We start from the raw sequence: 14,312 nt of genomic DNA on the forward strand, positions 1-14,312 counted from the left end.
ATGTTAACAAGCGGGTCATTAACAAGCCAGGCACCGGCCAGTGATCGGACCGGTGCCATCTTTCGTCACGCCAACAGTCGTTTCACAGTGGCGAGCAGGGTACGCACGTCCTCGGGACGGGTCTGACCGCTCGCGCTGTCGATGATGGAACTGTAGACGTGGGGGATCACCTTCTCGACACCGGCGTCCAGCGCGATGCGGACTATCTCCTCGAAGTTCTCCAGATCTATGCCACCTGTGGGTTCCAGCCAGAAGCCGTGGCGGGCACAGGCCTCGGCCACCGCCTGATACTCGGCGCGGCAGGTGAGGCCGCCCATGGGGAAGAACTTGACCGAGCTGCCGCCCATGTCCTTGAGCAGGGCGATGGCGGTGTCGATAGGCACAATCCCGTCCGGCTGCCCGGCACTGAGGGGCCCGGTGGATATCTTCACCATGCCGGGGGTGCCGGTGGGGGAGACAAGGCCATTGACAATGGTCTCAGACTGGCCGAGCAGTGCCCGGCTGGCACCGACCCCGGTGAACACCTGATTGACGTGCTGGGGCTGCAGCTGGCGAGCCAGCTCGGCCACCATGGCGGACTGGCGTGGATCGCCCGCCCCCAGCCCGATGGAGAGGGCGTTGTCGATAAGGGCTGCGTACTCCTTCATATCGGCGACCGCAGAGGGCACATCCGGATAGTTTTTGGAGAGCACGCCGACCAGCACATGGCCTTCGGCAGTGTCGTATACCGCGACGGCATTATCTTTGGAACCTGCCAGCACATTGAGGCAGACACGGTCACGGTAGTAGTTGGGAGTTAAGGACATCAGCGATTCTCCTGTACTAGGTTGGCAATGGCGGCATGGATCTGGTCGAGCTGGGGGGCGGTGACGCTGCGCACATCGATTTCGATATGCCCCTCGTTGGCCTTGTAGCCACGGCAGTAGATGGCAGGAGTGCCCTGCTGCAGGCGGGTGACGACCTGCACAGTCGTCATGCCGATGCTGGCATGGTCGAAGGCGATGTCGGTGCGGGCTATGTCGCGCCCCGCGCTGTCCCACACCACTTTCGCGCTGACGCCGGGCAGCTGGTTGAGGCGCTCGATGAAGGGGCTCATCTTGGCGACCATGGCGGCACCGCTCTCTTTCTCTTTTTCCAGATAGCGCTCGATGGCGTGGGTCAGGCCGAGGATCCCCTCCTTGCCCACCTTCATGGCCCGGCCTATGCCGTTGGCCTGCTGCTTGACCCACTCCACATACTGGCGTTTGCCGAGCACCAACCCGCTGGTGGGGCCTTCGATGGCCTTGGCGCCGCTGTAGATGACCAGATCCGCCCCCTGGTTGTAATAGAGACGCAGATCCTCTTCGGCAGCCGCATCGACGATGAGCGGCAGCTGGTGGGCTTTGGCCACCTCGGCCGCCTCGGCCACCGACAGAATGCTCTTCTGCACGCAGTGGTGGGACTTGATGTAGAGGATGGCAGCTGTGTTGGCATTGATGGCGGCAGCCAGCTGGGCAGGGGAGCACTCGTTGGCATAGCCGGCCTCCACTACCTTGCCGCCCCCCAGATTGACCATGGTGCCGACCGGCGCGCCGAAGTTGACGTTGTGCCCCTTGGGCAGCACGATTTCGCTCGGCACGTCATGACGATGGGCATGTAGCTGCTCCAGCCGGTAGGGGTCGCCACGCACTATCACGGCGGCCACCGACTGGGCTATGCCGGCGCTGGCGCAGGAGACCACCACGGCATCTTCCACATCCAGCAAGCCAGCCAGGTAGGCCCCCGTCTTGTTGACCAGATCCTTCACCTCGAAGTAGTGGCCCAGGCCGAAGTTGACCGCATCGACCACCTCCCGCTCGGGGGTGGAGACGCCGAGAATGGTCATGCGCCCGGAGGCGTTGATCACCAGTTTGAGCTGATATTTCTCATAAACAGAAGGCATGGTGTGATTTCCCATAGTGAGTCAGAACCAAGTCACCGCCCACCAGGGCGGCGAGGGGAAGCAGTTGCAGGTCGCCGCTGCGCGATTGCGCCTCGGTATCCATAAACAGGGTCGGGCCGCTGGCCAGTTCGAACAGGGTCAGATCGGCATCCGCGCCCACCTCGAGTCGTCCCTTGCCGGTCAGGCGCAGCGCATCGGCGGCCTGGTCGGTGACGCAGGCAAGCACCTGTTCCAGCGTCATGCCGATGGCGAGAAACTTGGACATCACGTGGGCCAGGCTGTAGACGGGCCCCTTGATGCGGTTCTTGCAGTAGATGTCGGAGCTGATGGTGTGGGGCAGTATCCCCTGGCGGATGGCAAGCTCCGCCACCTCGAAGCTGAAGCTGGCGCCGCCGTGGCCTATGTCGAGCAAAAGGCCCCGTTTCATTCCCTCGCGCACCGCGACCCGCAGCTCGCCGGCCGGGGTCAGGATACGGTTGGGCTTGCCGTTGAAGCAGTGGGTCAGCAGATCCCCCTCTCCCAGCAGGGCGACTATCTCGTCCAGATCCGGCGGCGTGTTGCCCACGTGCACCATCAGCGGCAGCCGGCCATGGGCCTGCTGCAGTGCCTTGGCCATGCGCAGCGGCTGCAGGCCGTTCTCACCCACCACGCTGCCGCTCATCCGTGCCTTGATGCCGACGACAAAGCTGGGGTGACGGGCAATGGCTGCCGAGGCGAGTGCCATGTCCAGATCCCGGCTGTCCGCCAGCTCGTTCTGGCGCAGCAGGCCGATGCGGGAGATGTTGAGCAGGGCGTGCACCCGGGTCTTGCAGCCCGACGCGAGGCGCTGGAACGCATCCACGTCGTCGGCCCCCGTGCTGCCCGCGTCTATGACTGTGGTGACGCCGGACTCGACGCCCACCTTGTCCGGTTCATCGTGATAGATGGGGGAGGCGGGGTAGCAGTGGGTGTGACCGTCGATCCAGCCCGCACTCACATGCACCCGGCCCGCCAGATCCAGGGTTTGCTTCGCCTCGCTCCTTGCTGGCAGCTGGCCGATGGCCGCTATCTTGCCGTCCTGGATGGCGATGTCGATGAGCTCGCCATTTCCCTGGCGTCCCGCTCTGATGATCATGTCGTACATGCTGATATCCCTCTTGGAACCTGCTTGCGCTATTACTGCGAGGCCGTGATCAAGGCTCATGTGCTGCTCGGAATCCTCACGTATATCTATACGCTCCGGTTCCTGCGCTGCTCTTCACCTTGCTGACGACCTCTCGCGACAGAGCGTAAACAGGTTCTTCAATGCCGCCGAGAGACGGCCTGTGATTAAGCCAGGGCGACCGGGAAGAAGGTACCGAGCAGCATGGCACCCAGGATGGCGCCGCCTGTGATGGGCTTGTTCCACACGTAGAACAGCAGTGCACCCAGCAGGGAACCCAGCCCGATGGGGATGGAAGCGCCCATGGCGGAGAGGATGATGAGGGGGCCCAGGAAGCGGCCCGAGCTGTTGCCAGCTCCCATCATCACATCCGCCCCGTAGGTGGAGTTGCTCTGGTTGATGGTGAACTTGCGCGCCAGGATGATGATGCCGCCGATGGCGACCCCTATGGTCATGCCGGTCGCCAGCGAGGCACCGAAATTCTCCACCGGGTAGAGAATGCCGGCACCCAGCAGCAGGGCAGGCACGCCCAGGCCGACTCCGGTCTGAATGGCGCCGCCTATGTCCAGGATCCCCACCAGTGAGCCTTCTATGATGCGGGCAAACAGGAAGCTGGCACCGAAGGCCGCCACAGCGCCGTAGGCCCCTGTGTCCATGCCGGCTTTCAACATGGCGACGAAGGCCACCTCGTTGAAGGCGCCGACCCCGTACAGGTAGTACATGTGGGTCCCGGCAAAGACGCCGGCCGAGAGCAGGCCGACGAAGATGGGGAAGGACCAGTCGGCGTACCAGAAGTTGTTTCTCAGTTTCTCATCCATGTGGTGGCCCCTTATTTGCCGCTAAGCAGGTTATGGACGTTCTCCAGCCACAGGGGAATGCCCATATGGAAGGATTCAATCAGTTTCATGTCGAAGCCGCGGAAGAATCCGCTCAGCACGAACAGCAGCACTATGGCGGCCATCATCACGCGAGTGACGTGGTTCCAGCCGCTCTCTTCCACCCCCTTGCCGATCAGGATGCCGAGCACCAGACCCGGTACCGCGTTGCCCATGATGAGCTGTGCCAGACCGCCGAAGATGGTGGCCCAGAAGCCGGATTTCTTGCCCGCCTCTATGGCCGCCAGCCAGAAGATCACCGGCATGACGGTGTTGACCAAGAGGTTTGCAGCCGGCACCAGCACCTTGACGGCGGTGACCTGCAGGGCTTCCGGCACAGCGGCGGCCGTGCTGTTGAGGAAAGCGACGACGATGGCGCCTATGATGCCGCCGGCGATGGCCATCTTCTTGGGATCGTGCAGGGTGGTGGCGAGATCCCGGTTCTTGACCAGCAGTGCGGCCGTGGCCCAGTGCGGAATGATGCGGTGATCCACGTCCTGGGTGAAGGCACCGGCCGCCACGGTCGAGGCCCAGGCGTTGAAGAAGAAGCCGAGGCCGAACGAGAAGTGGGAGGCGGGATCCCCTTCGCAGGAGTTGAGCTCGCCCAGGGTACGGAAGGCGCCCATGCCCTGTACGGTTGGCGCGTGGAACATGCGTGCCGCGCCAGCCCCCACCCCGACGCCCACCAGGCCGCCGACGATGAGTGACTTGATAAATATGATTAGAAACATCCAGGGTATCCTTCTTGTGAGGGGATGCCAGCGGGTGGCGTCACACCAGGGTGAACGTTACTTGCTCGGCGTCCAGGCTGGTGACCTTGACCGTTATCTCCAGCTGGACGCGGAACTCGCGGCGCTGGCGCGGCAGGAAGAAGAACAGGAACTTCTCCACCCGGACCGACTCTTCGGCCTTGAGCACCTGCACCTCGACCGGTTCGATCCGCAGCATCACGCGCGGGTTGTCCTTGAGCAGGCTGGGCTGCACCTGGCTGAGGGCGGCGGCGAACGCCTGCTGGCGGGTCGCCCCCTTGCCGTTGACCATGACCTGGGTGGTGAAGTTCTCTTTCATCAGACGCGTCCGTGCTTCTTGGCGAAGGCCTCGACCAGTTTCTGGCCCAGCTCTTCCTTGTCCATGAAGCCGAAGCCCAGCACCACGCAGCCGTCATTGATGGCGGTGACACCCTCCTCGACGGAGCGCATGCCGTAACGGCACTTGTAGCCGTACTTGGTCTGGGCCGTGATGGCACCGGCGCCGCCGCTGCCGCAGAAGGAGATGCCGAGATCCGCCTGCTCCTTGTTCATCACATCACCGAGCTTCATGTCGGCGGCCATGCCAGGGATCACTGTCACGCTGGCGCCGGCGGTTTCTGCCCCGGCCCCCACTTTCTGACCCTTGCCGAGACGATCTCCAATCACGAGTTTGATGGCTGACATTTAGATATCTCCTTTGAGTGAGCTGAGTTCGTTTTCTTTGGCGACTTCGAAATGGACGGACAAGAGGTGAGCCTCTTCATAGGCCAGCTTGTCCAGCCAGGCGACGACCTGTTCGGCCAGTCGCAGTGAGAGGGGGGAGATCTCCTCGAACAGGCTGAGGTCGACCTCCGGCAGGGATTCACCGCTATGGGAGCGCCACACCATGGCCTTGACGTGGGAGGCCAGCATCTGTGTCTGCACCTCGTTGGGACGAATGCCCTGCTCGCCGAGCAGGGAGTGGATGCGTGCCAGGACCAGGTCGGTCTTGCGCAGCAACGCCGGGCTGTCCGGAGTCAAGTTCTGGTCATGAGTCTCTGTTTGCAATGTCTGCTCTCCAAGGCTGGCAGAAGGGATGGCTTTACCCTAAGCCCGCGGGGGTGTGCAGAGGAGGCAGCGTTTTTCCGATTCGAAGCGGAAATTCCCGCGCGCCTGGGCTGAAAACGGTGATTTTTGTGCGTTGGAAGGGGAAAGGGCACTTATTGGGGCCGACTTAGTGTGATCGATGGCGCACTTGGCCCGCGGGACTGACCCGTCAAGGCTTGGTGGAAACTGTGAGTCGCCTCACGGATGGCAAGGAAAATAGGAGGGTATTGAGATGACAAAGGGCGGTATCCCGCCCTTGTGATGGAGAGGGCCGGGCGTCAGCTGGCGGCAGCGGCGCTCGCGCTGGCATTGCCCTTGTTCTGCTGCTTTTGCTGGTAGCGCAGGTCTTCTTCTATGGTGACCTGCACCTCCAGTGGCTTGCCATCTCGAAACACCGAGATGGTGAGCTTGGTGCCGGGGCGGCTCTCGACGATCTTGTCCATGGCGGAGCGCACGCCACTGATGGCTTCCCCGTTGATCTTGAGCAGCACATCGCCCCGCGTCAGCCCGCCCCTGGCCGCCGGGCCGTTGGGATCCAGGCTCTCGATCACCAGGCCGCGCAGATCGCCCAGGTTCATCATGCGGGCCACTATGGGGTTGATCTCGACGCTGGAGATGCCGAGGTAGCCGCGGATGACCCGGCCATTGGCGATCAGCTCGTCCATGATCCGCTTGGCCAGCTTGTAGGGGATGGCGAAGCTGATGCCGTAGCTCTCCTGATTGCCGTTGAGGTGATAGGCGGCGGTGTTGATGCCGACCAGGTCACCGCGGGCGTTGACCAGGGCGCCACCCGAGTTGCCTTCGTTGATGGCGGCATCGGTCTGCAGCAGATCCTGTCGGCCGTTGCTGTCCGGCCCCATGCTGGAGAGGCCGATCCGGCCGGTGGCACTGATGATGCCCTGGGTGATGGTTTGGCCGACGTTGTAGGGGTTGCCGATGGCGAGCACCACGTCCCCCACATCCGGCAGCCGTTCGGGATCCTGCGGGATCACCGGCAGGTTGTCCGATTCTATGTAGAGCACCGCCAGATCGGTCAGCTGATCGGTGCCGACCAGCTCGGCACTGAACACGCGGCCATCCTGCAGCGCGACTATGATCTGGTCCGCATCGGCGATGACATGGTAGTTGGTCAGCACATGGCCACGCTGGCTCATGATGACGCCGGAACCCAGCCCTTGCGGCCTGAGTTCGGCCTGGTTGCCCTGATTGCGGGCGAAGCTGCGGGTATAGATGTTGACGACGGCAGGGCCGGCCCTGTGGGCCGCATAGGAGAAGCTCAGCTCGCGGGCATTGGTGATGATGCCGGGCAGCTGGGCACCGCCACGGAAATCGGGAAACAGCAGCAACAGGAGAGCCGCCACGGTTAAACCGAAGCCGACAGACTTGCCCAAGTAACTGATCAAAGGTGGGATTTTCATGTCATTCTCATCCGTACATGCAGCGCGCAGAGAATAACACTATCGGTGGATAAAAATCACCCGCGGCGAGGGCCGCGGGTGTGAGGGCGTTAACGTATCACCAGGTAGAGGGAAGACTCCCCGCGCTGTATGTTCAGTGCCAGCACCTCGGGCTTGTTCTTGAGCGCTTTAGTCAGCTCGTCCAGCGAGTTGATGCGCAGGCGGTTGACTCCGATGATGATGTCGCCTTTCTGCAAGCCGGAGGCGGCGGCAGGGGAACGCGGATCTATATCGGAGACAGCCACGCCGGTGACCGGTTCGGCGGTGGTGCTGAGCTTGGCCCCTTCCAGTGCCGGGTGCAGCACGCTGGCGAGGATCTCGCTGTCATCCGCCTTCTTCAGGATGACCTTGACGGTCTGCTCCTTGCCATCGCGGATGAGGCCCAGGGCGACCTGCTTGTCGGCCCCCATGGTCGCTATCTTGGCGCGCAACTCACCAAACGAGCGGATGGCCTTGCCATCTATGCTGATGATGATGTCACCCGCCTTGATGCCGGCCTTGGCGGCGGCGGAGTCGGGCATGACCTGGTTGACGAAGGCACCATCCTTCTTGTTGTAGCCGAAGGTCTTGGCGATCTCTGAGGTCAGCTCGGTTCCCGTGATCCCCAGCTGGCCACGGCGTACTTCACCGTACTTGACGATCTGTTCAGACAGATCGCGCACCATGTTGGACGGAATGGCGAAGCCGATACCTATGTTGCCGCCGTTCGGGCCCAGGATGGCGGTGTTGATGCCGATCAGCTCACCGCGCAGGTTGAGCAGGGCGCCACCCGAGTTGCCGGAGTTGATGGCCGCATCGGTCTGGATGAAGTTCTCCAGATTTTCGATGTTGAGGCCGCTGCGGCCCAGGGCACTGACGATGCCGGAGGTGACTGTCTGGCCCAGGCCGAACGGGTTGCCGATGGCCAGCGCATAGTCGCCGACTCGCAGTTCGTCCGAATCGGCAAACTTGATCTGGACCAGATCCTCGGCCTTGATTTGCAGCAGTGCTATGTCGGACTGCTTGTCTTCACCTATCTTCTTGGCCGCATATTCACGACCATCTTTCAGGTTGACCTTGATCTCGTCCGCCTCGTGCACAACGTGGGCGTTGGTGATCACGTAGCCCTTCTTGGCATCTATGATGACGCCTGAGCCCAGCGCCTGGAAGGGCTGCTCGCTCACCTGCTCGTCAGGCATGTTGGGGCCGAAGAAGAAACGGAACTGTTCCGGCAGACGCTGGCGGGTGATTTTTTTGCCAGAGACGGAAATGTTGACCACGGCAGGCGTGACCTGTTCGAGAACCGGCGCCAGGCTCGGCATCTCCTGGTTGTTCGCCAGCAAGGAGGGCAGTGCAGCTTGCACAGGGGCCGCTGACATGGCGATACCGACACTGAGGGCTAACACACTGAACACAGAAAGAGGTTTACGCATATGAAAAACAGCTCCCAGAAAAAGTTGCAATGCAATCGTCAAGGTCTGACCACGATACAGCGCAATTAGTTCCGCAAGGAACTAACTGGACTGCTTGAGCAGACCGGAGGCTCCGGCATAGTCACGGGGGGGATACCCGGTTCTTCATTGGCCGGTGCATCGTTGCTCTCGTCGAGCAGCGCTTCGCGGAACAGCGGCTCCTGTGCTTTGGCCAGGAATTTGCTCTGCTCTGCCATGTGGCGATAGAGGGTCTGATACTGCTCGGCCAGCTGCTCCATCAGGGCGGCGCTGTCGGCGAAGTGGGTATTGATCTGGCCCTGGTAGCTTTCCAGCTCCGTGTGCGCTTTTTTCAGCTCTTGTTCCAGACGTCCGGCATCCCGGCTGCGCACCGTGAAGCGACCGATGATGATACCGATAATCAAGGCGGCGACAGCCAGCAGGATCCCGTTTAACAGACTCATAGATGCTCCTTGTTACAGCTAAATCAATGTGTGTTGATGCGGCCCGGACGACCGCTACGCCTTGATGGCACTATACCGTGCACCCCGAGAGCGTGATACCATTTTGTCCTTCATTCAGGGACTTGGAGGCGGTTGACAGGATGACCCCGCAGCAAAAATATCAGCAGGATTTGCAGCGCCCCGGCTTTGTGGCCGACCCGGCTCAGGCGATGGCCGTGACCCGCCTGGAGCGACTCTATCAGGATTTGTGCCAAAGCCCGACTCCGACCAGATCCCGCAGCCTGTTGGGCTGGTTGCAAAAGACCAAGGCCAAGGATCCTGTCCTCGGGCTATATATGTGGGGCGGAGTGGGCAGAGGCAAGACCTGGCTGATGGATACTTTTTTCGAGAGCCTGCCGGGGACGCGAAAGCTGCGGATCCACTTCCACCGTTTCATGCACAGGGTGCACGACGAGCTCAAGGGGCTGACCGGCCAGGCCGATCCGCTCAAGCTCATCGCCGGCAAGCTCGCCAGCGAGATAGACGTCATCTGCTTCGATGAGTTTTTTGTCTCCGACATCACGGATGCCATGCTGCTGGGAACCTTGTTCCAGGAGTTGTTTGGTCACGGCGTGGTACTGGTGGCCACCTCGAACATACCGCCACTGGATCTTTATCGAAATGGCCTGCAGCGCGCCCGTTTTCTGCCTGCTATCGCATTGATCGAGCGTCATTGCGAGATACTTAACGTGGATGGCGGGATCGACTATCGCTTGCGTACCCTGGAGCAGGCTGAGATTTATCACTCTCCGCTGGATCAGCAGGCAAAAGCGAATCTGGATCGTTATTTTCAACAGTTAACCGGGCTGGAAGAGGCTCGGGCGGGCAGTGTCGAGATCAACCATCGTCAATTGGCGTCGCTGGGGATGGGGGAAGGGGTGCTCTACATGGAGTTCGAGCAACTTTGTTGCACTCCTCGCTCACAGAGCGACTACATAGAGCTGGCCCGACTGTTTCACACCGTGCTGCTGGCCAATGTGCAACCCATGGGGGCGGGCACGGATGACGCGGCTCGCCGCTTCATCGCCATGGTGGACGAGTTCTATGAACGGCACGTCAAACTCATCATGTCGGCGGCAGTCCCCATGACAGAACTCTACGGGGACGGGCTGCTGAATTTCGAATTCAAACGTTGTCTTTCACGGCTTCAGGAAATGCAATCGCACGAATACCTTGCCAGAGTGCACCTTCCTTAGTCACAATACCGCGCCTGCCAGTCGGATGGGCATCTGCGGCAGGTAGGGCCGGGCGACATTTGCTAGCTTCATGGCAGTGAAATTAGCAGGTGATATTTAAGGCAACTTCACTTATAATCGCCCGGCCCACGTTACAGCTGTCGATAAGACAGCAACACTTTAAGCTTTACTTGTATTCGAAGGGGTACAGGTAGGCCATCGTTTGTTGTTTGTGGGAGAGCCCCCATAAGCAATTGGGTCTGTAACAGGTAATTGGGTTTAACTTAATGAAAACTTTCGTTGCCAAGCCAGAAACCGTAAAACGTGACTGGTACATTGTGGACGCAGAAGGTAAAACTCTGGGTCGTATCGCAACCGAGATCGCTTCTCGTCTGCGTGGTAAGCACAAAGCTGAGTACACTCCGCACGTTGACACCGGTGATTACATCATCGTTGTAAATGCTGAGAAGGTACACGTAACCGGTAAGAAATTTACCGACAAAATGTACCATGCTCACTCCGGTTTCCCGGGTGGTATCAAGTCAATCAGCTTCGACAAGCTGATCAAGCGTAAACCGGAAATGGTAATCGAAGCTGCTGTCAAAGGTATGCTGCCGAAGGGTCCTCTGGGCCGTGCCATGTTCCGTAAACTGAAAGTTTACGCAGGCGCCGAGCATGCTCATGCTGCTCAGCAACCTCAAGTACTGGATATCTAATCGGGAACTGGCAACATGGCAGAAAATCAATACTACGGTACCGGCCGTCGCAAAAGCTCCACTGCTCGCGTGTTTATCAAAGCGGGTAGCGGTAAAATCATCATCAACCAGCGCTCCCTGGAGCAGTACTTCGGCCGTCCGACTGCCCGCATGGTAGTTCGTCAGCCGCTGGAACTGGTTGAGATGACCGAGAAACTGGATCTGTACATCACCGTTAACGGTGGCGGCATCTCCGGTCAAGCTGGTGCAATCCGCCACGGTATCACTCGTGCTCTGATGCAGTACGATGAAACCCTGCGTGCCGAACTGCGTAAAGCAGGCTTTGTTACTCGCGATGCCCGTAAGGTTGAGCGTAAGAAAGTCGGTCTGCACAAAGCTCGTAAGCGTCCGCAGTACTCCAAGCGTTAATTCGCTTTTGGTACGCACTCTCACGAGTGTCAAAAAAGCCTGGCCATGTGCCAGGCTTTTTTTATTGGTAATATTACCTACGCCAATGCTAACACCACGTCACAAAAGACAAATATTTGTGTATTTATTGTTTTTGCCCTTCGCTTCTCTTTCTTGTCAAGTTGTTATCTTTTCTTTAAAATTCCCTCGGTTTTTCTGTGACAATTGTAACTCCGCTTCCGCCGCTGTTGTCACGGAAGAAAGGGGAACAGGGACACAATAAGAATGTGCGGAGTCCACATGGGAGAGTTTTTGGATGAGCAATGCGCCAGTTGATACCGGTCGCCGCAGATTTCTTACCTGGTCAACGGTCGCCGTTGGTGGGGTAGGAGCTGCTTTTACCGCAGTGCCGTTTATAAAGTCATGGAACCCGAGTGCCAAAGCCAAAGCGGCGGGTGCTCCGGTAGAAGTGGATATCAGTAAGTTGGAACCAGGCCAGCTCATCCGTGTGGAGTGGCGAGGCAAGCCGGTCTGGGTGGTAAAACGTACCAAGCAGACGCTGGATGCCCTGGCCGCCCATGATGACAAGCTGCGCGACCCAGCCTCCGACGAACCTCAGCAGCCGGACTATGCCCACAACGGGTACAGGTCCATCAAGCCGGAAATCTTCGTGGCCGTCGGCATCTGCACCCATCTGGGATGCTCTCCCTCCTATCTGCCGGACAACTTCGGTGAACAGGTTCAGGGCGTGACCTCCGGATTCTTCTGCCCGTGCCATGGCTCCAAGTTTGACATGGCTGGTCGAGTGTTCCAGGGGGTGCCTGCACCCTTGAACCTGGTCATTCCGCCGTACCAATATCTTAGCGACACCACCATCCTGGTCGGTGCCGACGGCAAGGAGGCTTGACCATGTTTGCCAAACTGATGGGCTGGATCGACTATCGCTTCCCGCTCACTGCCATGTACAACGACCATATGGCCAAGTACCCGGCGCCAAAGAACCTGAACTTCTGGTACTTCTTCGGCTCGCTGGCCATGCTGGTGCTGGTCAACCAGATCATCACCGGCATCTGGCTGACCATGAACTACAACCCCTCTGCAGAAGGCGCCTTTGCCTCCGTGGAGTACATCATGCGGGATGTGGACTACGGCTGGCTGTTGCGTTACATGCACTCCACAGGCGCGTCTGCGTTCTTTGTGGTGGTGTATCTGCACATGTTCCGCGGCATGATCTACGGCTCCTACCAGAAGCCGCGCGAGCTGTTGTGGATCTTCGGCATGCTGATCTTCCTCTGCCTGATGGCCGAGGCCTTCATGGGCTACCTGCTGCCCTGGGGCCAGATGTCATTCTGGGGGGCTCAGGTCATCATCTCCCTGTTTGGCGCCATCCCGGTGATCGGCGACGATCTGACCCTGTGGATCCGTGGTGACTACGTCATCTCGGGGGCGACCCTGAACCGCTTCTTCGCGTTGCACGTCATCGCGCTGCCGCTGGTACTGGTGATGCTGGTGGCCATGCACATACTGGCGCTGCACGAGGTGGGCTCCAACAACCCGGACGGCATCGACATCAAGAAGCACAAGGACGAGAAAGGCTGGCCGCTGGATGCGGTGGCATTCCACCCTTACTTCACCGTGAAGGACATGATCGGGGTGGCAGGCTTCCTGTTCCTGTTCTGCGCCATCATCTTCTTCAAGCCGGACATGTGGGGCTACTTCCTCGAGAAGCCTAACTTTGAAGTGGCCAACGGCCTGAAGACCCCGGCGCACATAGCCCCCGTGTGGTACTTCACACCCTTCTACGCCATTTTGCGTGCGGTGCCGGACAAGCTGCTGGGCGTCATCATGATGGGTCTCTCCATCGTAGTGCTGTTCCTGTTGCCCTGGCTGGATCGCTGCAAGGTGCGCTCGGTGCGTTACCGCAGCACCCTGCACAAGCTGAACATCGCCCAGTTCGTGGTCTGCTTCGTCATTCTCGGTGTCCTCGGCGTGCTGCCATCGACCCCGACCCTGACGCTGATTGCCCAGATCTGTACCCTGGGTTATTTCGGGTTCTTCGTCCTGCTGTTCTTTTACAGCAAGAATGAAAGCACCAAGCCGCTGCCGGAGAGGGTGACATTCAAATGAAAAGAATAATTTTTGCAGTGCTGACCCTGCTGCCGGCGCTGGTATTTGCCAATACCGGTGCCGTGCATCTGGACAAGGCCAGCTATGACCTGAACGACAAGGCGTCCCTGCAGCGTGGTGCAACCACCTTCATGAACTACTGCTTTGGCTGCCACAGCACCCAGTACCAGCGTTACAACCGGGTTGCGGCAGACATAGGCATTCCGGAAGACCTGATGGCGGCCAATCTGATCGTCAACGGTGCCAAGATCGGTGATCTGATGGAGAACTCGGTTTCAGAGAAGGATGCGGCCAAGTGGTTCGGCGCGCCGCCCCCCGATCTGACCCTGGTGGCGCGGGTGCGCGGTGCAGACTGGATCTACACCTATTTGCGTTCCTTCTACGTGGACGAGACTCGTCCGTTTGGCGTGAACAACGTGGTGTTCCCGTCCGTGGGCATGCCCCACGTACTGGAGCCGCTGCAAGGCACGCCGCGTGCCGAGTTTGCCACTCATACGGTCGACGGGGTGGAAACCCAGCAGGTTGTCAGTGTCAAATCTGACGGCAACGGTGAAATGAATAACGAAGAGTATGATCAGACGGTACTGGATCTGGTAAACTTCTTGGTCTACTCGGCTGAACCGGTACAACAGGAGCGCGAACGCATGGGCTTCTGGGTACTCGGATTCATCGTGATCTTCTTCATCTTCACTGTGCTGTTGAAGAAGGAATTCTGGCGCGACGTTCACTAAGCGACCAGATCCGGGTAATATAATGCACGGCAATG

16 protein-coding genes and 1 pseudogene are annotated in these 14,312 nt (G+C 59.6%); 6 read left to right on the forward strand and 11 right to left on the reverse strand.

Translation table 11 applies throughout. From position 1 onward, the window contains the following. Nucleotides 1–65 precede the first annotated feature (65 nt). The 11 genes and pseudogenes from dagF to CK910_RS07170 all read right to left on the reverse strand — a co-directional run bounded on the left by dagF (nucleotide 66) and on the right by CK910_RS07170 (nucleotide 9,102). Entirely contained in the window at nucleotides 66–806 is a 741-nt protein-coding gene (dagF, locus tag CK910_RS07115) for a 2-dehydro-3-deoxy-phosphogluconate aldolase (protein WP_098981833.1), read from the reverse strand. Then, nucleotides 806–1,921: a DgaE family pyridoxal phosphate-dependent ammonia lyase gene (locus CK910_RS07120; protein ID WP_098981836.1), complete on the reverse strand. Its 1,116-nt coding sequence runs from the start codon at nucleotides 1,919–1,921 to the stop codon at nucleotides 806–808. The genes dagF and CK910_RS07120 overlap by 1 nt, the downstream gene beginning before the upstream one ends. After that, nucleotides 1,905–3,044 (reverse strand): amidohydrolase/deacetylase family metallohydrolase, encoded by a 1,140-nt coding sequence (locus CK910_RS07125; protein ID WP_098981839.1) that lies wholly within the window; start codon nucleotides 3,042–3,044, stop codon nucleotides 1,905–1,907. Before CK910_RS07125 ends, CK910_RS07120 begins: the two co-directional genes overlap by 17 nt. A 185-nt stretch (nucleotides 3,045–3,229) precedes the next feature. Further along, nucleotides 3,230–3,880: a DUF4310 family protein gene (locus CK910_RS07130; RefSeq protein ID WP_098981841.1), complete on the reverse strand. Its 651-nt coding sequence runs from the start codon at nucleotides 3,878–3,880 to the stop codon at nucleotides 3,230–3,232. A gap of 11 nt (nucleotides 3,881–3,891) precedes the next feature. Further along, nucleotides 3,892–4,668, reverse strand: coding sequence for a DUF4311 domain-containing protein (locus tag CK910_RS07135; RefSeq protein WP_043554311.1), 777 nt, complete (start codon nucleotides 4,666–4,668; stop codon nucleotides 3,892–3,894). Between the two features lie 40 nt (nucleotides 4,669–4,708). Then, nucleotides 4,709–5,005, reverse strand: coding sequence for a DUF4312 family protein (locus CK910_RS07140; RefSeq protein ID WP_043139983.1), 297 nt, complete (start codon nucleotides 5,003–5,005; stop codon nucleotides 4,709–4,711). Then, the gene (locus CK910_RS07145; protein ID WP_042039079.1) at nucleotides 5,005–5,370 is read right to left on the reverse strand and encodes a glycine-rich SFCGS family protein; all 366 of its coding nucleotides are present in this window, start codon (nucleotides 5,368–5,370) and stop codon (nucleotides 5,005–5,007) included. Before CK910_RS07145 ends, CK910_RS07140 begins: the two co-directional genes overlap by 1 nt. Next, nucleotides 5,371–5,733: a transcriptional regulator gene (locus CK910_RS07150; protein WP_043139978.1), complete on the reverse strand. Its 363-nt coding sequence runs from the start codon at nucleotides 5,731–5,733 to the stop codon at nucleotides 5,371–5,373. A 317-nt stretch (nucleotides 5,734–6,050) separates the two neighbouring features. Then, entirely contained in the window at nucleotides 6,051–7,190 is a 1,140-nt protein-coding gene (gene degS / locus CK910_RS07160) for an outer membrane-stress sensor serine endopeptidase DegS (protein ID WP_043139974.1), read from the reverse strand. An 89-nt stretch (nucleotides 7,191–7,279) separates the two neighbouring features. Beyond that, the gene (locus CK910_RS07165; protein WP_042867873.1) at nucleotides 7,280–8,641 is read right to left on the reverse strand and encodes a Do family serine endopeptidase; all 1,362 of its coding nucleotides are present in this window, start codon (nucleotides 8,639–8,641) and stop codon (nucleotides 7,280–7,282) included. 81 nt (nucleotides 8,642–8,722) lie between these two features. Continuing rightward, nucleotides 8,723–9,102: pseudogene (locus CK910_RS07170) on the reverse strand (YhcB family protein). Nucleotides 9,103–9,242: 140 nt separating this feature from the next. On the opposite strand from CK910_RS07170, the gene zapE reads away from it, so the two are divergent. The 6 genes from zapE (at nucleotide 9,243) to CK910_RS07200 (ending at nucleotide 14,277) form a co-directional block, all read left to right on the forward strand. Continuing rightward, entirely contained in the window at nucleotides 9,243–10,337 is a 1,095-nt protein-coding gene (gene zapE / locus CK910_RS07175; protein ID WP_098981844.1) for a cell division protein ZapE, read from the forward strand. 266 nt (nucleotides 10,338–10,603) lie between these two features. Continuing rightward, a complete protein-coding gene (rplM, locus tag CK910_RS07180; RefSeq protein WP_042039071.1) occupies nucleotides 10,604–11,032 on the forward strand; it encodes a 50S ribosomal protein L13 in 429 nt (142 codons plus the stop codon). Between the two features lie 15 nt (nucleotides 11,033–11,047). Further along, nucleotides 11,048–11,440, forward strand: a complete 393-nt coding sequence (gene rpsI / locus CK910_RS07185; protein ID WP_042019610.1) for a 30S ribosomal protein S9 — start codon at nucleotides 11,048–11,050, stop codon at nucleotides 11,438–11,440. Between the two features lie 295 nt (nucleotides 11,441–11,735). Then, complete coding sequence (petA, locus tag CK910_RS07190) at nucleotides 11,736–12,326, forward strand: ubiquinol-cytochrome c reductase iron-sulfur subunit (RefSeq protein WP_005305890.1); 591 nt, start codon at nucleotides 11,736–11,738, stop codon at nucleotides 12,324–12,326. Between the two features lie 2 nt (nucleotides 12,327–12,328). Further along, a complete protein-coding gene (locus CK910_RS07195) occupies nucleotides 12,329–13,546 on the forward strand; it encodes a cytochrome b (RefSeq protein WP_042867879.1) in 1,218 nt (405 codons plus the stop codon). Next, nucleotides 13,543–14,277 (forward strand): cytochrome c1, encoded by a 735-nt coding sequence (locus tag CK910_RS07200; RefSeq protein ID WP_065402434.1) that lies wholly within the window; start codon nucleotides 13,543–13,545, stop codon nucleotides 14,275–14,277. The genes CK910_RS07195 and CK910_RS07200 overlap by 4 nt, the downstream gene beginning before the upstream one ends. The last annotated feature ends 35 nt before the right edge of the window (nucleotides 14,278–14,312 follow it).

The organism is Aeromonas sp. CA23, from assembly GCF_002587065.1.
GTDB lineage: Bacteria > Pseudomonadota > Gammaproteobacteria > Enterobacterales > Aeromonadaceae > Aeromonas > Aeromonas bestiarum.